The organism is Halomonas sp. B23F22_20 (genome assembly GCF_043496985.1).
In the GTDB taxonomy this organism is placed as follows: domain Bacteria; phylum Pseudomonadota; class Gammaproteobacteria; order Pseudomonadales; family Halomonadaceae; genus Halomonas.
Genome location: NZ_JBIEKH010000005.1, coordinates 180,792 through 200,750, shown reverse-complemented (window position 1 = coordinate 200,750; position 19,959 = coordinate 180,792). Strand labels below are relative to the sequence as shown.

Annotated in this window: 17 protein-coding genes; 3 read left to right on the top strand and 14 right to left on the bottom strand. The window is 65.9% G+C overall.

The annotated features are described in order from the left end of the window. Positions 1 to 85: 85 nt before the first annotated feature. The 4 genes from pepN to ACGTN6_RS05620 form a co-directional block, all read right to left on the bottom strand. On the bottom strand, positions 86 to 2,716 hold the full coding sequence (gene pepN / locus ACGTN6_RS05635; protein ID WP_394590318.1) for an aminopeptidase N: 2,631 nt from the start codon (positions 2,714 to 2,716) through the stop codon (positions 86 to 88). Positions 2,717 to 2,788: 72 nt separating this feature from the next. Beyond that, positions 2,789 to 3,166, bottom strand: coding sequence for a YbaN family protein (locus ACGTN6_RS05630; RefSeq protein WP_394590316.1), 378 nt, complete (start codon positions 3,164 to 3,166; stop codon positions 2,789 to 2,791). Positions 3,167 to 3,281: 115 nt separating this feature from the next. Continuing rightward, on the bottom strand, positions 3,282 to 3,767 hold the full coding sequence (locus ACGTN6_RS05625) for a YajQ family cyclic di-GMP-binding protein (protein WP_394590314.1): 486 nt from the start codon (positions 3,765 to 3,767) through the stop codon (positions 3,282 to 3,284). A gap of 98 nt (positions 3,768 to 3,865) precedes the next feature. Next, positions 3,866 to 4,333 carry a GNAT family N-acetyltransferase gene (locus ACGTN6_RS05620; RefSeq protein WP_394590313.1) on the bottom strand — a complete coding sequence of 156 codons (468 nt, stop codon included), beginning with the start codon at positions 4,331 to 4,333 and terminating at the stop codon, positions 3,866 to 3,868. 157 nt (positions 4,334 to 4,490) lie between these two features. Here ACGTN6_RS05620 and ACGTN6_RS05615 point away from each other — a divergent pair, with 157 nt between their 5' ends. Both ACGTN6_RS05615 and cobO read left to right on the top strand, forming a co-directional pair. Further along, positions 4,491 to 5,981: a RimK family protein gene (locus tag ACGTN6_RS05615; RefSeq protein WP_394590312.1), complete on the top strand. Its 1,491-nt coding sequence runs from the start codon at positions 4,491 to 4,493 to the stop codon at positions 5,979 to 5,981. A 60-nt stretch (positions 5,982 to 6,041) separates the two neighbouring features. Next, positions 6,042 to 6,641, top strand: a complete 600-nt coding sequence (cobO, locus tag ACGTN6_RS05610) for a cob(I)yrinic acid a,c-diamide adenosyltransferase (RefSeq protein WP_394590310.1) — start codon at positions 6,042 to 6,044, stop codon at positions 6,639 to 6,641. Here cobO and ACGTN6_RS05605 read toward each other — a convergent pair whose 3' ends face one another. The 10 genes from ACGTN6_RS05605 to ACGTN6_RS05560 form a co-directional block, all read right to left on the bottom strand. After that, positions 6,642 to 7,361: a 3'-5' exonuclease gene (locus ACGTN6_RS05605; protein WP_394590309.1), complete on the bottom strand. Its 720-nt coding sequence runs from the start codon at positions 7,359 to 7,361 to the stop codon at positions 6,642 to 6,644. A 10-nt stretch (positions 7,362 to 7,371) separates the two neighbouring features. Next, positions 7,372 to 9,276: a DUF294 nucleotidyltransferase-like domain-containing protein gene (locus ACGTN6_RS05600; RefSeq protein ID WP_394590308.1), complete on the bottom strand. Its 1,905-nt coding sequence runs from the start codon at positions 9,274 to 9,276 to the stop codon at positions 7,372 to 7,374. A 303-nt stretch (positions 9,277 to 9,579) separates the two neighbouring features. Beyond that, positions 9,580 to 9,987 (bottom strand): DUF4168 domain-containing protein, encoded by a 408-nt coding sequence (locus tag ACGTN6_RS05595; RefSeq protein WP_394590307.1) that lies wholly within the window; start codon positions 9,985 to 9,987, stop codon positions 9,580 to 9,582. A 371-nt stretch (positions 9,988 to 10,358) separates the two neighbouring features. Next, the gene (purU, locus tag ACGTN6_RS05590; protein WP_444875040.1) at positions 10,359 to 11,246 is read right to left on the bottom strand and encodes a formyltetrahydrofolate deformylase; all 888 of its coding nucleotides are present in this window, start codon (positions 11,244 to 11,246) and stop codon (positions 10,359 to 10,361) included. 74 nt (positions 11,247 to 11,320) lie between these two features. Then, complete coding sequence (locus tag ACGTN6_RS05585) at positions 11,321 to 11,956, bottom strand: sarcosine oxidase subunit gamma (protein WP_394590306.1); 636 nt, start codon at positions 11,954 to 11,956, stop codon at positions 11,321 to 11,323. After that, a complete protein-coding gene (locus ACGTN6_RS05580; protein WP_394590304.1) occupies positions 11,949 to 14,999 on the bottom strand; it encodes a sarcosine oxidase subunit alpha family protein in 3,051 nt (1,016 codons plus the stop codon). Before ACGTN6_RS05580 ends, ACGTN6_RS05585 begins: the two co-directional genes overlap by 8 nt. Further along, positions 14,996 to 15,358 (bottom strand): sarcosine oxidase subunit delta, encoded by a 363-nt coding sequence (locus tag ACGTN6_RS05575; protein ID WP_394590303.1) that lies wholly within the window; start codon positions 15,356 to 15,358, stop codon positions 14,996 to 14,998. Before ACGTN6_RS05575 ends, ACGTN6_RS05580 begins: the two co-directional genes overlap by 4 nt. 22 nt (positions 15,359 to 15,380) lie before the next feature. Further along, the gene (locus ACGTN6_RS05570) at positions 15,381 to 16,631 is read right to left on the bottom strand and encodes a sarcosine oxidase subunit beta family protein (RefSeq protein WP_183389250.1); all 1,251 of its coding nucleotides are present in this window, start codon (positions 16,629 to 16,631) and stop codon (positions 15,381 to 15,383) included. Positions 16,632 to 16,679: 48 nt separating this feature from the next. Continuing rightward, entirely contained in the window at positions 16,680 to 17,978 is a 1,299-nt protein-coding gene (gene glyA, locus ACGTN6_RS05565; RefSeq protein WP_394590302.1) for a serine hydroxymethyltransferase, read from the bottom strand. A gap of 305 nt (positions 17,979 to 18,283) precedes the next feature. Next, entirely contained in the window at positions 18,284 to 19,324 is a 1,041-nt protein-coding gene (locus tag ACGTN6_RS05560) for a GlxA family transcriptional regulator (protein WP_394590301.1), read from the bottom strand. Between the two features lie 188 nt (positions 19,325 to 19,512). On the opposite strand from ACGTN6_RS05560, the gene ACGTN6_RS05555 reads away from it, so the two are divergent. Then, positions 19,513 to 19,794 carry a hypothetical protein gene (locus tag ACGTN6_RS05555; protein WP_394590300.1) on the top strand — a complete coding sequence of 94 codons (282 nt, stop codon included), beginning with the start codon at positions 19,513 to 19,515 and terminating at the stop codon, positions 19,792 to 19,794. Positions 19,795 to 19,959 lie beyond the last annotated feature (165 nt).

The following is a 19,959-nucleotide window of genomic DNA, read 5'->3' as shown; positions in this document are numbered from 1 at the left end:
TGCGCCCAGTTCAATTCCTGCTGATCAAACAAGGGCGCCACCCTTCCGGACGGCGCCTTGTCTTTCTCGCGAGCGAATATCGCGATTACGCGAGCGCTTTCTCGATCACCTCATACACGTTCGGCGAGAGCTTCTCGGCGCGGATGCGCTCGAGTTCGCCTCGCATGAGTTCCTGCCGAGCCTCGTCGAAGCGCTGCCAGCGGGTCAGCGGGGTGACCAGCCGCGCGGCGATCTCCGGGTTCAGGCGGTTGAGCTCGATGACCACGTCGGCCAGCAGCTTGTAGCCTTCGCCGTCGAGCCGGTGGAAGTTGATGCGGTTCTGGGCGAAGGCACCGATCAGCGCGCGAACCTTGTTGGGGTTGGTCAGCGAGAAGGCGGGATGATCCATCAGGAACTTGACCCGATCCAGGGCGTCGGCCTGGGGACGAGAGACCTGGATGCTGAACCATTGGTCCATGACCAGCGGATCGTGGGCCCACTTCTCGCCGAAGGCCCGCAGTGCCGGGTCGGCCAGCTCGTCACGGCTGGAGTGCACCAGCAGCGTCAGCGCCTGTCGCACGTCGGTCATGTTGTGGTCCGCCTCGAACTGCCGGCGGGCCAGCTCGACGCCTTCCTCGTCCTCGATGCTGACCAGGTAAGACAGCGCCACGTTCTTGAGGCTGCGAGCGCCGATCTGCTCGGGCTCCGGTGCATAGGCCGCGTCACTGAGGTTCTCTGCGTAGACGCGCTGGAAGTCGTCGCGCAGGGCCACCGCCAGGGACTGCTTGACGAAGGTGCGAGCGGCGTGGATGGCGTCCACGTCGACCAGCGGCTGCTGCTCGGCAATGTAGGCCTCTGAGGGCAGCGTCAGCATCTCGGCGAGCACCGCCTTGTCGTCGGAGGCGGTGTTCAGCAGCGCACGGAAGGCCTCCACCACCCGCGAGTCCATGACCTTCTCGACGCCGTTACGGTGGGCAGCAATGAGGTCGTCCAGGGCCAGCAGCGCCAGGCGCTGTCCGGCATCCCAGCGATTGAAGCCGTCGCTGTCATGGGTCTGCAGGAAGGCCAGGTCTTCACGGGAATAGGGGAAATGCAGCTTGATCGGCGCAGAGAAGCCGCGCGCAAGCGACGGCACCGGTGCTTCCTCGACGTCGGTGAAGACGAACTCCTGCTCCTCCTCGCGCAGATGGATCACGCCATCGCGACCGAGAGACTCGCCATCCAGGGTCAAGGTCAGGTCGCGGCCGGACTTGGTACCGACCAGCCCCAGCCGGATCGGGATGTGCAACGGCTGCTTGTCCGGCTGGCCCGGGGTGGCCGGCGTACGCTGGCGCAGCACCAGGCGGTAGACACCGTTGGCATAGTCGTACTCGCCGTGGGCATCGATCTCCGGAGTCCCGGCCTGGGAATACCAGCGCATGAACTGATCGAGATCCTGGCCCGAGGCCTCCGCCATGCAGGCGACGAAGTCCTCGATGGTCACCGCCTGGCCGTCGAAGCGCGAGAAGTAGAGATCGCTGCCGCGACGGAAGGCCTCCCAGCCCACCAGGTTGCGCAGCATGCGCACGATCTCGGCACCCTTCTCGTAGATGGTCAGGGTGTAGAAGTTGCCGATCTCGATGTAGTGATCCGGCCGCACCGGGTGCGCGGTGGGTCCGGCATCCTCGGCGAACTGGGCGGTGCGGAAGAAGGACACTTCTTCGATACGCTTGACCGGCGCGGAATTGGTATCGGCAGAGAAACTCTGGTCGCGGAAGACGGTGAAACCCTCCTTCAGCGACAGCTGAAACCAGTCTCGGCAGGTGACGCGGTTGCCCGACCAGTTGTGGAAATACTCGTGGGCGACGATGCCCTCGACGCGCTGGAAGGCAGCATCGGTGGCGGTGTGAGGATGGGTCAGCACCGCCGCCGAATTGAAGATGTTGAGCCCCTTGTTCTCCATGGCGCCCATGTTGAAGTCGTTGACCGCCACGATCATGAACAGATCGAGATCGTATTCGCGTCCGTAGGTCTCCTCGTCCCAGCGCATGGCCCGCTTGAGCGAGGCCATGGCGTGATCGGTCTTGCCGAGATTCTCTTCCTCGACCCAGATCTGCAGCGTCACCTCGCGGCCGCTGGCGGTGGTGAAGCGGTCCTCGACCTTCTGCAGATCGCCGGCCACCAGGGCGAACAGGTAGCAGGGCTTGGGATGCGGATCTTCCCAGGTCACGAAGTGGCGGCCGTCCGGCAGCTCGCCTCGCTCCACCGGGTTGCCGTTGGAGAGCAGCACCGGCTCGCGATCACGCCGACCGACCACGGTGGTGGAGAAGGTCGCCATGACATCGGGGCGATCCGGGTAGAAGGTGATGCGACGAAAGCCTTCGGCCTCGCACTGGGTGCAGAACATGCCGCCGGACTGGTAGAGCCCTTCCAGGGCGGTATTGTCCTTGGGCGCAATCTCGACTTCGGTATCCAGCAGGAAGCGATCCGGAACGTTGTCCACACGCAGGCCGCGCTCGGTCAGGGCATACTCGTCTTCACCCAGCGGCTGCCCGTCGATGGCGATCGACTTGAGCGTCAACTGCTCACCGTCCAGTTCCAGCGGCTCTCCGGCCACGTGCTCGGGGTGGCGCTCGACGTGCAGGCGCGCCTTGACGCGAGTCGCCGCCGGGTCGAGATCGAAGCTCAGCTCGGCGTGGGTGACGCGATAGGCGGGGGGACGATAGTCGCTCAGGTAGATCGGTTGGGGTTCAGACATCGAGGATGGCTCCTGTGAAGGTTGCCGGCCATTGTACGGCCCTCCCAGCCCCGACCTCAAAGCAATACCCGATCAGGAGTCGGCGACCGGCTCCGGCCGCGTCAGGATCCAGGCGCCGACCAGCGTCAGGACGCTAATCAGCGCGACCTTGAGCCACAGCGCACCGACGGTAAGGGCCAGAATCAGCATCGATACCAGCAGCATACAGCCGGCCAACCACTTGGCATGGCGTGGAATCGCCCGCTCTTCCTCCCAGGCCATCACGGCGGGACCGAAACGCGGATGCGAGCGGATCCAGCCTGCGAAGCGCGGCGACCCCTTGGAGGCGGCCCACACCGCCACCAGCATGAAGCAGGTGGTGGGCATCAGCGGCAGGAAGGCACCGATCACCCCGAGGGCAAAACTCATTCCGGCGAGGGTCAGGTAGGCGATTCGGCGCGCATGGGACATCGTGCGCTCACTCCTTTGGCGGCAACGGCGTATCTATATTGAAGCCCAAGCCACTACCGCCTGCCAATCGCCATCATCAATGGCGATATCAGCGACGGGCTATGGTGAAACGACCTCAATCGCGGAAGTTGTCGAATTGCAGTGCCAAGTCGGGGCCGTCCTCGCCCTTGAGCAGCGCCATGATCTTCTGCAGATCATCGCGCTTCTTGCCGGTGACCCTAACCTTCTCTCCCTGGATCTGGGCCTGCACCTTGAGCTTGGTGTCTTTGATGCGTTTGACGATGTCCTTGGCTTCCTTCTGCTCCAGGCCCTGCTTCAGACGCACCGCCTGGCGGGCGCGTACACCGGAGAGCTCGGGGTCGTCGATCTCCAGGCAGCGCGGATCGATACCCCGGCCGATCAGCTTGTTGCGCAGCATGTCGAGCATCTGGCGCAGCTGAAAGTCGACCTCGGCCTCGAGGGTGACCGTCTCGCCGTCGAGCGCAAAGGAAGCCGTGACGCCCTTGAAGTCGAAGCGGCTCTGCAGCTCGCGATTGGCCTGGTCAACGGCGTTGCTGGCCTCGTGCTTGTCGAATTCGGAGACGATGTCGAAGGAAGGCATGAACAGTATCCCGGTGATGAACGAAGGCGCCATTCTATGCCCGGCAGCCGGTCACGCCTAGGCATCCGCCACTCAACCGCGGCTGTCGCACGACCCGACTAACCTGCCCGAGCCAGCGCCAGCGCCTTGCCCATGCGCCAGGCCGCACAGCCATCCTCGTAGTAATCATCCAGCCAGTCACTGGGCGCAAAGCCCATGCGCCGGTAAAGCGCCAGGGCCGCCTGATTATCGGCACGCACCTCGAGCACCAGCCAGTCGCAGCTTCGTTCCCGGGCCGCGGCCTCCAGCCACTCGAGCATCCGACGACCAAGGCCGCTCCCGCGCGCCTCGGGATGCACGCAGAATGAATAGAGTCGGGCTCGGCCGCTGCCGTAGCGAAACAGCAGGGTGCCATAGCCGATCAGTCGCCCATCTTCCCCCTCGGCCACCAGGGTCAAGGCATTGGCGCGGTTGAGCAGGTGCCAGAGCTGGCGGCGGCTGAAGCGGTCGCCGCTGAAGGCCACCTGCTCGAGGCGATAGAGGTCGGCCAGATCGCGAGACACCACGGGGCGCAGGAAAACGGTCATGGTCAGTATCGTTCAGTGGTCCTGCCACGGATTCTGGCCAGGCAGAGGACCGCTGTCAGCGGCCTTTTCAATGAAATCTTTTCACGCATGTTCCAGCTTGTATGGATCGTGGCTCAGGCGCATGCTGAGCCCGTCGCCATCCACTGGTGCCCCGCCCATGAGCGTACTGAGAATCGTCGTCGACCACCGCGACGACTGGCTGCCCTACTTCCCTAGCGATGATTTGATGGTCGCGGACGACTTTCTCGCCCTGGACGGCGCGCCGGGCCGTCCCAGCGGAGAGCGGGGCACTCGCGTGATCAACCTGTGCGGCGACCTGGACTACCTGGGCACCGGTTACTACGTATCGCTGCTGGCCCAGGCCCGTGGGCAACGAGTCCAGCCCGACGTCGAGACCCTCAACGCCCTGACGCGCAAGGCCACCATCGACCTGGCCCTGGCACCGCTGGCGCCGCTGCTGGCGGACCTGTCCCGCGACGGCCGGCTGGCCGGCGACAGCCACGACGTGCGCATCCTGTTCGGCGAGTGCCTGGACCCCGCCTTGGCGCCACTGGCCCGCCGGCTGTTCGAGCGGCTGCCCTGCCCGCTGCTGACGCTACGCCTGGTGCATCGCCAGGCACAGTGGCGCGTGGAGCGCGTGCGTCCCTGCCGCCTGCGTGACCTGAACGACGCCGAGCAGGACCTGTTCGCCACGGCCCTGAACCGCCACTCTCGGCAGGTGTGGCGATCGCCGCTCGCGCGTCGACGCTACCGCTTTGACCTCGCGATCCTGGTCAACCCCGAGGAAACGCTTCCTCCCAGCAACCGCGGCGCCCTCAAGGCCTTCATTCGCGCCGGACGGCGACTCGGCATCGATGCCTCGTTGATCACCCGACGCGATACCGCCCGCCTGGCCGAGTTCGACGGCCTGTTCATTCGCGAGACCACGGCCCTCAACCACCATACCTGGCGCATGGCCCGTCGAGCCGAGCACGAGGGGCTGGTGGTCATCGACGCCCCGGACGATATCCTGCGATGCACCAACAAGGTCTATCTGCATGCCCTGCTGCGCGCCCGAGGCGTTCCCGCGCCAGACGGCATGCTGCTGCGTCGCGGTGATCGCGAGGGCATCGCTCGCCTGGCCGAGGCGCTCACCTTCCCTCGGGTGCTCAAGATTCCCGACGGAGCCTTTTCACGCGGCGTGGTGAAGATCGCCTCCGGTGAGGCGCTGATCCATGAGGCCAACCGGCTGTTCGCCGACTCGGCCCTGCTGCTGCTCCAGGAGTGGCTGCCCACCGAGTTCGACTGGCGCGTCGGCGTGCTCGATGGCCAGGTGCTGTTCGCCAGCCGTTACTACATGGCGCGCGGCCACTGGCAGATCTACGACCACGCCGGCGGCCGAGTCAGGAGCGGCGGTTTCACCACCCACTCACCCGATGACGTCCCGGCACCCGTGGTGCGGGCGGCATTGCGCGCCACTCGATTGATCGGCAACGGCCTGTACGGCGTCGACCTCAAGCAGATCGGCGATCGTGCGCTGGTCATCGAAGTCAACGACAACCCCAACATCGATGCCGGCATCGAGGACGCGGTGCTGGGGCCGGCGCTCTTCGAGCGCATCATGGCGGTCTTCCTGGCCCGCATGGAGGCGCGCCGACTGGGCAGCTGACGTCGTCCATCGACTGGGGTAGGCTGCCTTCCCTTGCCCCCGACACCAACAGGAGCCGAGATGAGCGATCGCGACGAACGCCACCGCCGAGCCATGCAGACCCTCAAGTCCCACGTCGACGACAAGGTCGCCGCTGCCACCGAGCGGCGTGGCCAGCTGCTGGTATTCACCGGCAACGGCAAGGGCAAGACCACCGCCGCCTGGGGCACCGTGACGCGCGCCCTGGGCTACGGATACCGGGTCGGGGTGGTGCAGTTCATCAAGGGCCAGTGGGAATGCGGCGAGCGCGCGCGTCTCGAGCAAGACCCGAACCTGGAGGTGGCGATCATGGCCACCGGCTTTACCTGGGAGACCCAGAACCGCGAGAGCGATACCGAGGCCTGTCGCGAGGTATGGGCCGAGGCCGAGCGCATGCTCGCCGATCCCGAGGTCTATTTGGTGGTGCTCGACGAGATCACCTACATGCTCAAGTTCGGCTACTTGGACATTGCCACGGTCAAGCACGCACTGGAACATCGCCCCGTCGAGCAGACGGTGATCATCACCGGGCGCAACGCCCACCGCGAGCTGCAGGCCATGGCCGACACCGTCACCGAGATGCAGGAAGTTCGGCACGCCTTCAATGCGGGCCTCGAGGCACGCCGCGGCATCGACTATTGATCAGCTCCAGATCGTGCCCACCGGCGTCTCGGGGCGGTAGTGGTAGGCGATCTGGGCCTGCAGCAGCTCGGCGGTGGCCAGCGCATCGGTGAGCGCATGATGGCCTTGGTAGGGCGGCAGTCCATAGCGGGCACGGCTGTCGTAGAGCCGAATGGAGGCCGGCGGCCGGCCGATCCAGCGCTTGAAGCGCGCCAGCATCGACTGGCGGTGGATGCGCGCTTCCAGCGACATGGTGTCGATGGCGGGGAACATCACGCCCTCCCCCAACCGCGCCTTGACAGCCACGTCAAGGAAGGGCCGCTCAATATGGCGGTAGTGCACCACCGCCAGGCGCCCGGCCAGGGCATCGAACAGGTCCTCGAGGATGTCGTCGAGCTCGGAAGCCTCGGCGATATCGGCGTGAGTGATGTGATGAAAGGTCACCGACTTGGCATCCAGCGGGCGACGCGGCCGCACGACCCAGTAGCGTCGCCCGGTCAGATCGATGCGCCCCAGGGTGAAGGGCACCAGCCCGATGCTGACGATGGAATTGCGCCGCGCGTCGAGCCCGGTGGTCTCCATATCAAGCGCCATCAGCGGCGCCTCGGCGATGGGCGTCTCGGGCGCCGGCACGCCGGCGGCGAAAAAACGCGCCAGGCGCCGGTCCCGTGCCCGGCCGGCCCGGTTCGCCAGATAGCTCGTCCAGTCGGGGATTTGCGTCCTGCGCGGGCGAATCAGCATCCTGATGCTCTCATTTGGCCCTCGATGGCATGGGATAACGGAACTTGAGGAACTTCTGGGCGTGGCTCAGCGACTGGAAAGCGTCCTTGAGGTGCTGACGCTCGCTGCTAGAGACGTTTTCTGGCTCGATGTTGTTGTCCGGCGCCTGGTCGTGCTGGATATCGATGACCTGGTGACGGATCCGCGACATCGACAGGAATTCCAGCGCGTACCGCAGGCGGTCGCTGACCCCGGGAGCGAGGAGCTGGGTGCGGTCGATGTCGTCGAGTCGGTCGAAGCTGTTCTGGGCGTTCGAGCCGCAGGCCAGGGCGTGCACACGGATCAGGTCGACCATCGGCGCCGTGCCGCGTCGCTTGAGGTTGATGGAATTGTTGTGCTTGCCGTCCTTCTCCATCACGAAGGTGCGGAAGAAGCCCAGCGGCGGCGTTCGATTGAGGGCATTGCGCGCCATGGCGGCAAGGAACAGCGGATGGCGGGCGGCATGCTGGGCCACCAGGTCCTGGAGTTGCTCGACCAGCACGTTCTCGCCGAACACCGGGTCGAGGTCGAAGAAGATCGAGCTGTGCAGCAGCCGCTCGGGATTGGGTTGCTCGATCCACTCGGTGAAATAGCGCTTCCATACCGCCAGCGGCTGCCGCCAGCGGTCGTTGGTGGCCATGATGTCGCCCTTGCAGAGGGGATAACCGCAGGCATCCAGGCCATGGCAGACGAAGCTGGCCAGGTCGCGGAAGTAGGCATCGTGCTGCTCGGGGACGAAGTCGTCGGAGAGCACCAGGGCGTTGTCCTGGTCGGTGACCACGGACTGCTCGTTGCGGGCCATCGAGCCCAGCGCCATGAAGCAGTAGGGCACCGGCGGCGGTCCCAGGCTTTCCTCGGCGAGTTCCAGCAGGCGGCGCGTGAAGCTGCGCGCGATGGTCGACAGGGCGCTGCCCACCATGCGCGAATCGGCGCCCTCCTCGACCAGGCGCACGAAGGCGGCGCTGACGTCCGGGGCGAGACGCGCCAGGCCCTCGGCGCTGGGCTGGTGATAAATGTTGCTGACCAGATAGAGGCTGCTCTGGGTCTCGTAGCGGATGATGTCCGAGAGATGCACGATGCCGACCGGCCGGCGACGGTACATGACCGGCAGGTGGTGGATGTTGTGGCGCAGCATGACCAGCATCGCTTCCTGTACCGACTCGTCGGACTGCACGGCGATCACCCGGTCGCCGACCACCTCGCCGACCGGTGTGTCCGGCGAACGCCCCTCGGCGACCACTCGGGTGCGGAAATCGCTGTCGGTAAGGATGCCGCGCAGTTGCCAGGCGCGATCTTCGCTGTCGCGGAAGGTGTAGCGTGGATTGTCCCCCGGGGCATCCAGCACCAGCACCGCCGAGGCCTGATAGTCGGTGATCTGGCGGGCGGCCTCCTGAACGGTGGTCGAGGCCTCGACCATCACCGGGTAGCGGGTGACCAGCTTGCGCACCCGGGTGATCATCATGTCGTTGTTCTTCTTGTGTTCTTCCACCGCGCTCTCGAGGCGCGGCCGCTGCAGCTCGACGAAGTCGGCGAAGTCCTCATCGGCCTGACAGAGATGCTGGAAGACCGCCTCGGGGATGAAATAAATGAGGCTGTCTTCCATGGCCCGCACCGGATAGCGCACCCGGTGGTTCCGCAGCAGGCTGAACTGGCCGAAGATCTCGCCCTCGCCCCGGCGATTGTAGAGCTCGCCACCGCGCCGATAGACCTCCACGGCACCGCTGCGGATGTAGCACAGCTCGTGCAGTTCCTGGTCCAGCGTCAGGATGTCGGTGCCGGCCTTGAAGTAGGCGACCTCCACCTGGCTGGCCACCTCGTCAAGCAGCTCGTCGGAGAGCGTATCGAAGGGTGGAAAGCGCCCCAGGTGCTGACGAATCTCCAGCAGTTCCACGTCCATGGCCTAGTGTCCTGTCTCAGAGGTTGACGGTAGAACTCCGTCGGCCCCTCGGGCCGACACGCCTCGTTGCCACTCTAATCGCCACATCGCCGCCCTGCTTCAACGCGGCGCCTCGCCTGATGACCGAATGCGCTCGCCATCCTTGCAAAGCCGCGGGAAGCGGAACGCTCGCATCCCGTTCGGGGGGGATCGGCGATGCTCCAAGTCTGAAAGCGCCCGAAGGCGCTGTAAAGCCTGCCGAACGCAGGAAGGCCACCCCGGAGGGTGGCCTTCCATCATACGAGTCACGTCTTGCGACGGTTATCAGGAAGCTGACTCACTGGACGCCTGGGCCATTTCCTGAACACGCTGCATCAGCTCGGGATCCTGCTGGATCGCTTGGCCGATGGCATTGAAGGTATCCACCTCGAGGCCGCTGCTCTGGACCGCCTCGACCATCTTGTCATTGGCCTCCTGGCGGACCTGCTGCTGAGCTTCCTCGCCCTCGGCCTCCTGCAACTGCTTGGTGTAGTCCTGAGAGATCACGGCGATCTCCTTGGAGGCATCGGCGAACTTCTGCAGCTGAGCGTCGGAGAAGTTCTGGGCCGGGGCCTGAGTCTCGGCCGAAGCCTGATCAGCAGCGCCGTCGGCGTTTTCCTGGGCGTGGGCCATGGAGCCCATCAGCCCGACGCTGAGCAGGGCGGCAGAGAACAGGGCGGTGATGCGTTGCATGAATACCTCCGGAAATCGTTGTGGTGCACGCTAGATGATGCCTCCCTGAGACGACCTCACGCGACCGGGGTTCACGGCCATCACGTTACAGTTTGTAAACAAGCGCGTGTACACCACCGTGCGACGGCCGTGCAGGAACACTCGCCGCGCCACGTGGTAGCCAACCGCTCTCGATGCAGCGAGACAGCGGCACTCGATGTGCCGCCGTGTTGCTTCCTATCAACTCGAGAACACCACCGTGCGGCTTCCTCTCAGCGCGAGAACACCACCGTGCGGCGGCCGTGCAGGAACACTCGCCGTGCCACGTGGTAGCCCACTGCTCTAGCTGCAGCGTGAGAGCGACACTCGATATCCCGCCGTGTGACTTCCTCTCAGCGCGAGAACACCACCGTGCGGCGGCCGTGCAGGAACACTCGCCGTGCCACGTGGTAGCCGACAGCTCTAGCCAGTGTCAGACACTCGATATCGCGCCCCTTGGCCACCAGGTCCTCGGGGTCATCAGCGTGGCCGACCGGCTCGACGCCCTGGGTAATGATCGGCCCCTCGTCGAGGTCGTCGTTGATATAGTGGGCCGTTGCCCCGACCAGCTTGACCCCCTTCTCGAAGGCCTGATGGTAGGGCTTGGCGCCCTTGAAACCGGGCAGCAACGAATGGTGGATGTTGATTGCCCGGCCGGCGAGGCGCTCGCACATTTCGCTCGAGAGCACTTGCATGTAGCGGGCCAGGATCACCAGCTCTGCGCCGGTCTCCTCGACCACCCGCCACACCTGGGCCTCCTGCTCGGCCTTGGTCTCCGGGGTGATCGGGAAATGGTAATAGGGCAGTCCATGCCAGTCGGCCAGCGGCTGGAGGTCGGGATGGTTGGAGACCACCGCGCAGATCTCGATCGGCAGCTGACCAGTGCGGTAGCGATACAGCAGATCGTTCAGGCAATGATCGGCCTTGGAGACCATGATGACCACCGGCAGGCGGGTGCCCGGAGCGGTCAGCTCGAAGTTCATCTCGAACGCCTCGGCCCGGGACGCGAAGCTGGCCTGGAAGGCCTCGGCGTCGAAGTCGGCATCCAGCGGCCGGAACTCAGTGCGGATGCAGAAGCGCTCGGCGTGTCGATCATCGAAGGACTGCTGCTCGGTGATATAGCAACGCTGCTCCTTGAGGAAGCGCGTGACCACATCGACGGTGCCCAGCCGGCTCGGGCATTGGGCGGTGAGAATCCAGGTATCGGCGCGGGTATCGGCGCTACGGTTCATCGGGTTCATGGCGAAATCTCCTGACGACGCAGGCCGGGGCAAGCCCCGGCCTGATCTGGTCATACGATGTGGGGCAGCCGGAATCAGCGTTCGACGCCGATGGCGTACTCCTCCCCGGCATCCAGCAGCCAGCGGTAGGTGTAGTCGGCGAAGCTGCGACGGACCACCAGCTCCCAGCGGTCTTCGCTGGGCCGACGCAGGATCACCGTGGCCTTGGCGAACACCGTGGTCACCCCCTTGCCCACCGGGAAGTGGCTCGGATGGACGTCGTAGATCACCGACTTCATCAGCAGCTCCCGGGCGGCCTCGCCCTCGAGCTCGACCAGGGTCTGCCCCCCGCCGACGTTGCTGATGGCGAAGTGGGCCCCGCCCAGCGCCGCCCGCAGCCGGTTCTCCAGCTCGAACTCCTCGCCGCCGGGCACAATCACCAGCCACTCGTCCGGGGAGATCCACTGGACGGAGCGCTGGCCCTCGGCGTCATGCACCAGGCCCTGGGGCTCGCCGGGCAGCGAGACGCCAAGCACCTCGCGGACCGCCTCGTCGAGGACGATGGCGCCGCCACGCAGCACCAGATGACCGAGGAAGGGGCGCTCGCGCAGCACCACCCGGCTCTTGGCGGAGGGGGCCGGAGCCCCCGAGCGACGATAGGAATAGGCCAGCGGCGATTCCACCGGGATCTTGGTCTCGGTGCGGGTATCGAAGGTTGCGACGTTAGACATTCTGACGCTCTCCCTTGGGGTCGAGGAAGATGGTGCTGACGATTTCGGCCTCATGGACCTGGCCGTCGGCCATGGGCAGATAGACGGTCTCGCCCATCTTCTGCTGACCGCCCTTGACCACCGCCAGGGCGAAGCCCGAATCGAGGGTCGGGCTGTAGTAGCTGGAGGTCACGTGCCCGACCATCGGCATGGGGATGGCGTGGTTCGGATCGAGGACGATCTGGGCGCCCTCTTCCAGCACCACCTTGGCATCCTTGGGCTTGAGACCCACCAGCTGCTTGCGGTCGGTACGCGAGGTATCGGGGCGCGACAGGGCCCGCTTGCCGATCCACGGGAACGGCTTGTCGTAGCCGATCGCCCACTGCATGCCCAGGTCCTCCGGGGTCACCGACCCGTCGGTGTCCTGGCCCGCGATGATGAACCCCTTCTCGGCGCGCAGCACGTGCATGGTCTCGGTGCCATAGGGCGTCAGGCCGTACTTGTCGCCGTGGGCGAACAGCGTCTCCCAGACGTGCAAGGCGTAATTGGCCTGGACATTGATCTCGTAGGCCAGCTCGCCGGTGAAGGAGATGCGGAACACCCGCGCCGGCACGCCGGCCACCTTGCCCTCCTTCCAATCCATGAACTTGAAGGCGTCGCGGTCGAGGTCGATGTCGGTGACCTCGGCCATCAGCTTGCGCGCCTCGGGCCCGGTGACGGTCATGGTCGCCCAGTGGTCGGTCACCGAGTTGAAGTAGACCTCGAGCTCCGGCCATTCGGTCTGGTGCCAGATTTCCAGCCACTCCAGCACCGTGGCGGCACCGCCGGACGTGGTGGTCATCAGGAAGTGGTTCTCGCCGAGGCAGCTGGTGGTGCCGTCGTCGAACACCATGCCGTCGTCCTTGCACATCAGCCCGTAGCGCACGCGGCCGGGCGCCAGCTTGGCCCACTTGTTGGTGTAAACGCGACCCAGGAACTCCCGCGCGTCCGGGCCCTGGATGTCGATCTTGCCCAGCGTCGAGGCATCGAGGATGCCCACCGCCTCGCGCACCGCCAGGCACTCGCGGGCCACCGCCTCGTGCATGGTCTCGGTCTTGCCGTTGACCTTGCGCGGGAAGTACCAGGGACGCTTCCACTGACCCACGTCCTCGAACTCGGCGCCCTGCTCCACGTGCCACTGGTGCATGGCGGTGTAGCGCTCGGCATCGAACAGCTCGCGGCAGTGGCGGCCAACGATGGCACCGAAGGTCACCGGCGTGTAGTTGGGACGGAACACCGTGGTGCCCACCTCGGGGATCGAACGACCCAGGCAGCGCGCGGCGATGGCCATGCCGTTGATGTTGCCGAGCTTGCCCTGATCGGTGCCGAAGCCCATGGCGGTGTAGCGCTTGACGTGCTCGATGGACTCGAAGCCCTCGCGGGTAGCCAGCTCGATGCCCGCCGCGGTGACGTCGTTCTGCAGGTCGACGAACTGCTTGGGCGCCCGCAGGGTCGGCTTCTCGTGGGGCACCTGGTAGAGCGCGCAGGGCGCACCGTCGCGACGCTCGGCGACGCTCGGCAGACGCACCTCGCCGGCCGCGAAACCGCTCTCCTCGGCGGCACGGGCGCCGGCTTTGATGCCGTCGGCCAGCACCTCGGCGGTGGCGTAGACGGCCTGGGCCCCGCCGGCGACGGCAACGCCGTTAACCGTATTGGGCACGAAGCACAGCAGGTCGTCACGCCAGGTGGGCCGGCTGCCGGTGTGGGAGGCCAGGTGGATGACCGGGCTGTAGCCGCCGGAGCTGGCGATGGTGTCGCAGGCCAGGCTCTCGGCGCTGCCGACGACCCGGAAGCCTTCGGCGTCGATCTTCGCTACCCGAGCGCCGTTGACCCGGGAATCGCCCTTGGCCTCGACGACCGCGGAGCCGGCGATGATACGAATGCCCTTGGCACGGGCCTGTTCGACCAGCTCGCCGTCCGGGTTGGCCCGAGCGTCGGCGATGGCGACCACCTCGCGGCCGGCCTCGACCCAGTCCAGGGCGGCGCGGTAGGCGTGATCGTTGCTGGTGGAAAGCACCAGCTTCTGCCCCGGCACCACACCGTAGCGGCGGATATAGGTGGAGATCGCGCCGGCCAGCAGGTTGCCCGGCACATCGTTGTTGCCATAGACCAGCGGGCGCTCGTGGGCACCAGTGGCCAGCACGACGCGGCCTGCGCGCACGCGATGCAGGCGCGAGCGGACCTGGCGACGGCCGTCCTTGAGCGGCGCGATGTCGGCCAGATGCTCGGTGCGCCGCTCGTGCAGCGTCACGAAGTTATGGTCGTGATAACCGTTGGCGGTGGTGCGGGCCAGCAGCGTCACGTTGTCCATGCCGGCCAACGCCTCGAGGGTCTCGGCGACCCATTGCTCGGCCGGCTTGTCGTCGAGCAGCTCGCGGGTGTCGAGCAGCGAGCCGCCCATCTCCTCCTGCTCGTCGGCCAGGATGACCCGCGCACCGCTGTTTGCCGCGGCCAGCGCCGCGGCCAGGCCAGCCGGGCCGGCACCGATCACCAGCACGTCGCAGTGCTGATGGAGGTGATCGTAGATGTCCGGGTCGTTCTCCATGGGGCTACGACCCAGGCCAGCGCTCTTGCGGATATATTTCTCGTAGGTCATCCACATCGAGGCCGGGGCCATGAAGGTCTTGTAGTAGAAGCCCGGCGGCATGAACTGACCGCCCAGCTTGCCGACCAGACCCATCAAGTCGCGCTGGACGTTGGGCCAGCCGTTGGTGCTGCGCGCCTCGAGGCCGTCATACAGCGCTTGCTGTGTGGCGCGCACGTTGGGCACCTGGGCGGCCTCGGCCTTGCCCAGCTGGACCACCGCATTGGGTTCCTCGGCCCCAGCGGCGACAATGCCGCGCGGGCGGGAATACTTGAAGCTGCGGTTGACGATATCGACGCCGTTGGCGAGCAGCGCCGAGGCCAGGGTGTCGCCCGCATGGCCCTGATACGTATTGCCGTTGAAGGTGAAGCTCAGCTTGCGCGAGCGGTCGATGCGACCGCCCCGAGCGAGACGGTTCTCTTGTGTCCTGGGCTGGCTCATGCGCGGACTCCTTCACGAAGCGGTGCCTGGTCGGCGGCGTCGGCAGACGGCCGGCCCTCGGGGTGCCCTTCGCCACCACCCGCGGTGAACGTCGGCTGCTCCCCCATCTTGTAAGTCTCGAGGATCTCGTAGGTCACGGTGTTGCGAGTGACGTTGAAGAACTTGCGGCAGCCCACGGCGTGCACCCACAGCTCGTGGTGGATGCCACGAGGGTTGTCGCGGAAGAACAGGTAGTCGCCCCACTCCTCGTCGCTGCAGGCGTCCGGGTCCTCGGGGCGGGCGATGTGCGCCTGGCCCTTGGGATGGAATTCCTCTTCCTCGCGGTATTCGCCGCAGTAGGGGCAATGGATATAGAACATGTCGACTCTCCTCTGCGGTAGATCAGTGCGCGACGCCGGCGGCGCCATGCTCATCGACCAGCGCCCCGGTATTGAAGCGGTCGATGGAGAACGGCGCGGCGATCGGGTGCATCTCGCCCTTGGCCAGGCTGGCGGCGAACACGTGGGCCGAGCCCGGGGTCGCCTTGAAGCCGCCGGTGCCCCAACCGCAGTTGAAGTACAGCCCCTTCACCTTGGTCTTGGAGAGGATCGGACAGGCGTCCGGGCAAGTGTCGACGATGCCGCCCCACTGCCGGTTCATGCGCACTCGCGAGAAGATCGGGAACATCTCGACGATGGCCTGCAGGGTGTGCTCCACGGTGGGGTAGCTGCCACGCTGGCCATAGCCGTTGTAGCCGTCGATGCCGGCGCCGATGACCAGATCGCCCTTGTCGGACTGGCTGATGTAGCCGTGCACGTGGTTGGACATCACCACGGTGTCGAGCACCGGCTTGAGCGGCTCGGAGACCAGCGCCTGCAGCGGGTGCGATTCCAGCGGCAGCTTGATCCCGGCCATCTTGGCCAGCACGCCGGAGTTACCGGCGGCCACGCAGCCGATGGTCTTGGCCTCGATGTCGCCGCGGTTGGTGTGCACACCCAGCACCTGGCCGTCACGGATCTTGAAGCCGGTGACCTCGGTCTGCTGCAGGATGTCCACGCCATGGGCGTCGGCGCCGCGGGCGAAGCCCCAGGCTACGGCGTCGTGGCGGGCCACCCCGGCGCGCGGCTGCCAGGAGGCGCCCATCACCGGATAGCGGGCATTCTTGGAGCAGTCCATGATCGGCACCAGCTCCTGGACGCCCTTGGCATCCAGCACCTCGCCGTCGATGCCGTTCAGCCGGTTGGCGTTGACCCGGCGCTGGATGTCGCGCATGTCCTGCAGGGTGTGGCCCAGGTTGAGCACCCCACGCTGCGAGAACATGACGTTGTAGTTGAGATCCTGGGACAGGCCCTCCCACAGCTTCATGGAGTGCTCGTAGAGCGCCGCGGCCTCGTCCCACAGATAGTTGGAGCGCACGATGGTGGTGTTACGCGCGGTATTGCCGCCGCCCAGCCAGCCCTTCTCGATCACGGCGACGTTCTTGATGCCGTGCTCCTTGGCCAGGTAGTAGGCGGTGGCCAGGCCGTGGCCGCCGCCGCCGACGATGATCACATCGTAGGCTTTCTTGGGCGTGGGATTGCGCCACTGACGCTGCCAGTTCTCGTGATGGCTCAGCGCGTGCTTGACCAGCCCGAAGCCTGAATAACGTTGCATAGGGATCTACTCCTCAAGGGCCCCGCCGGCGCGCCGGCGGGGACGGGCTCACGCGGTGGCGGTATCGGCCTGCTCTGCAGCGGCCTGGGCATAGACGGGATGGCGGGCGCACAGTTCGGCCACCTTGCCACGCACTTCGTCCTCGATGGCGGCGGTGTCGTCACCCTTGGCCAGGACGTCGAGGATGTCGCAGATCCAGCCGGCCAGGGCCTCGCAGTCGGCCTGGCCGAAGCCGCGGGTGGTCACTGCCGGGGTGCCGAGGCGCAGCCCGGAGGTCACGAACGGGCTCTGCGGATCGTTGGGCACGGCATTCTTGTTGACCGTGACATGGGCGCGGCCCAGGGCGGCGTCCGCATCCTTGCCGGTCACGCCCTGCTTGATCAGCGAGACCAGGAAAAGGTGATCGTCGGTGCCGCCGGATACCACGTCGTAATCGCGCTCGACGAAGACGCTGGCCATGGCCCGGGCGTTATCGATGACCTGGGCCTGGTAGCGCACGAAGTCCTGGCTCATGGCCTCGCGGAAGGCCACCGCCTTGGCGGCGATGACGTGCATCAGCGGGCCGCCCTGCTGACCCGGGAAGACCGCGCCGTTGAGCTTCTTGTACAGCGCCTCGTCGCCGCTGGCCGAGAGGATCAGGCCGCCACGCGGTCCGCGCAGGGTCTTGTGGGTGGTGGTGGTGACCACGTGGGCGTGGGGCAGCGGGCTCGGATAGTGCCCGGCGGCCACCAGACCGGCGACGTGAGCCATGTCGACCAGCAGCCAGGCGCCCACGGCGTCGGCGATATCACGGAAACGGCGCCAGTTGATGACCCGAGAATAGGCCGAGAAGCCGGCGATGATCAGCTTGGGCTGATGCTCGCGGGCCAGGCGCTCGACCTCGTCGTAGTCGATCTCGCCGGTCTCCGGGTTCAGGCCGTACTGGACGGCGTTATAGTACTTGCCGGAGAAGTTCGGCGCCGCGCCGTGGGTCAGGTGACCGCCGTGGGCCAGGCTCATGCCCAGCACGGTGTCGCCCGGCGCGACCAGGGCCATGAAGGCCGCGGCATTGGCCTGGGCGCCGGAGTGCGGCTGGACGTTGGCGTAGTCGGCGCCGAACAAGGCGCAGGCGCGCTCGATGGCCAGCTTCTCGACCACGTCGACGTGCTCGCAGCCGCCGTAGTAGCGCTTGGCCGGATAGCCCTCGGCGTACTTGTTGGTCAGCTGGGAGCCCTGCGCCGCCATGACCTGGGGGCTGGCATAGTTCTCGGACGCGATCAGCTCGATATGGGCTTCCTGACGCGCTACCTCGTCGGCGATGGCGGCGCTGATCTGGGGATCGGTCATGGTCAGGTTGTTGTCATTCATGTCTCGTCACCCTCGGGTTGGCTTCACAACGTTAAGGTAAGGCGGCGCTCGGAGCGTTCTGAAAACGACACCGTCCTCGCCGAACGAGACACCGGGGCCTCGTTCGTTTCCTCTTGGGACATATTGATAGCCAAGCCCGACGCCCAAAGATTGAACGTATGCGACAAATTTACCGAGACATTCGCGACAAAACCAATAAGATATTGATTTTTATATATTTTATTTATAGGCAATTTTTGTATTTATGCCCAAAGACATGAAGGGCCGACGCTATCGCGCCGACCCTTCGCTCGCGGGATGATCGACTATCTCGTGACCTGGGAACGCGACCCGACATGCAGGAAGAAGGGGTCCACCGGCGCCGCGCCCTCTCCGGCCGACTTGCGCATCGCGGTGGGCGTGGTGCCGAAGGCATCGCGGAAGTGTCGCGAGAAGTGGGCGGTATCGGCGAAACCGCAGCGCTCACCGATCTCGGTGACGCTCTTGGCGGTGTAGTGCAGCAGCCACAGGCCGTAGCGCAGGCGCAGGTCTCGAGCAAACTTCTGGGGGCCGACCCCCAGCTCCTCGCGAAACTTGCGCTCGATGTTGCGCCGCGAGGTGCCGATGCGCCGCGCCAGCTCGTCCACCGAGATCGTCTGGCCCAGGTGCTGCTCGATGATGTCGATGGCGCGGCGCACCAGGCGATCGGCCACCTTGTCGAAGATCACCGGCTGCGGCTGAGGATGGCTGCCCTGGCGCGCTTCGTCGATGAGCATGATGTGCAGGCTCTTCATCGCCCAGGCCTTGCCCAGGTGGCGCTCCACCAGATAGGCCGCCAGGTCCGCAGAGGCGATACCCCCGGCACAGGTCAGCCGGTCGCCGTCGTCGATGAACAGCCGGTCCGCTACCGGCTCGATGTCGGGGAAACGCTGGGTCAGATCGCCATGGTGATACCAGCTGACGCAGCAGTGACGACCGTTCATCAGCCCGGCCTGGATCAGCGCAAAGACGCCGGTGCAAACCCCCACCAGGGGCACCCCGGCGGAGTCCACGCGCTTGAGGTAGGCGAGCGCCGCCTCGTCCACGGCGTCGTGTTCATCCTGAACGCCGCCGATGACCACGATGTAATCGAACTCGCCGGGATCGCGAAAGGGGGAACAGGGCGTGACCGCGGCGCCGCAGCTGGACATGGCATCGTGTCCACCGCTGGTCATGAACACCCAGTGGCAGCGCAGCTGGCGGGAGCGGTCGCCCTCGTCGGCGGCCAGGCGCAGGCAGTCGACGAAGGCCGCGAACGGCATCATGGTGAAGCGCCGCAGCAGTACGAAGCCGACGGAAAGGGGCTCGCCCTCGTGAGGGTGACGCATGGCTCGGGATCGATCACTCGGTGGGTTGGATCAACCAGTGTCCGGCACGGCGCGCTGGAACGCAAAGGTCGACCGACGCGCAAGGCATGAATCATATCCGTGCCGCAAAAAAGCCGATCGGCTTCATATACTGGGATAAGGCGTCGCCACGGACGCCGGCTCGACACACTTCGACCGGGAGGGACCGGATGTCGACTTCCTCTCCAGAGCTTCGCTCTGCCAGTTCATCGCCGGTCCTCGAGGCCCGGCAACTGACCAAGACCTACCGCATGGGAGCGGTGGAGGTAGCCGCCCTGCGCGGCGTGGATCTCGACCTGGACGTCGGCGACCGTGCGCGGCACCGGACCGTGACGATCGGCGCGCGCAGCGACCTGGCGGTAGAGATCCGAGACGGCATCAAGGCAGGCCAGAGGGTGATCCGCTACCCCGGCGAGCGGGTCAGCGACGGCAGCACCATCGTCGAACGCTGAGATCAGGGCTTGGCACTTTGATGCTCAGCGATATCCGGCACGATCTCCGACGGTAAGCCTTCGCGAGGGCGCCATGAACCCTTCCACGGCCAAAAAACCTCGTGATGACTTCATCGCCGGCCTGGCCAAGACCCGAGTCCGGAAAGGCCCCAGACACCAGCGCCC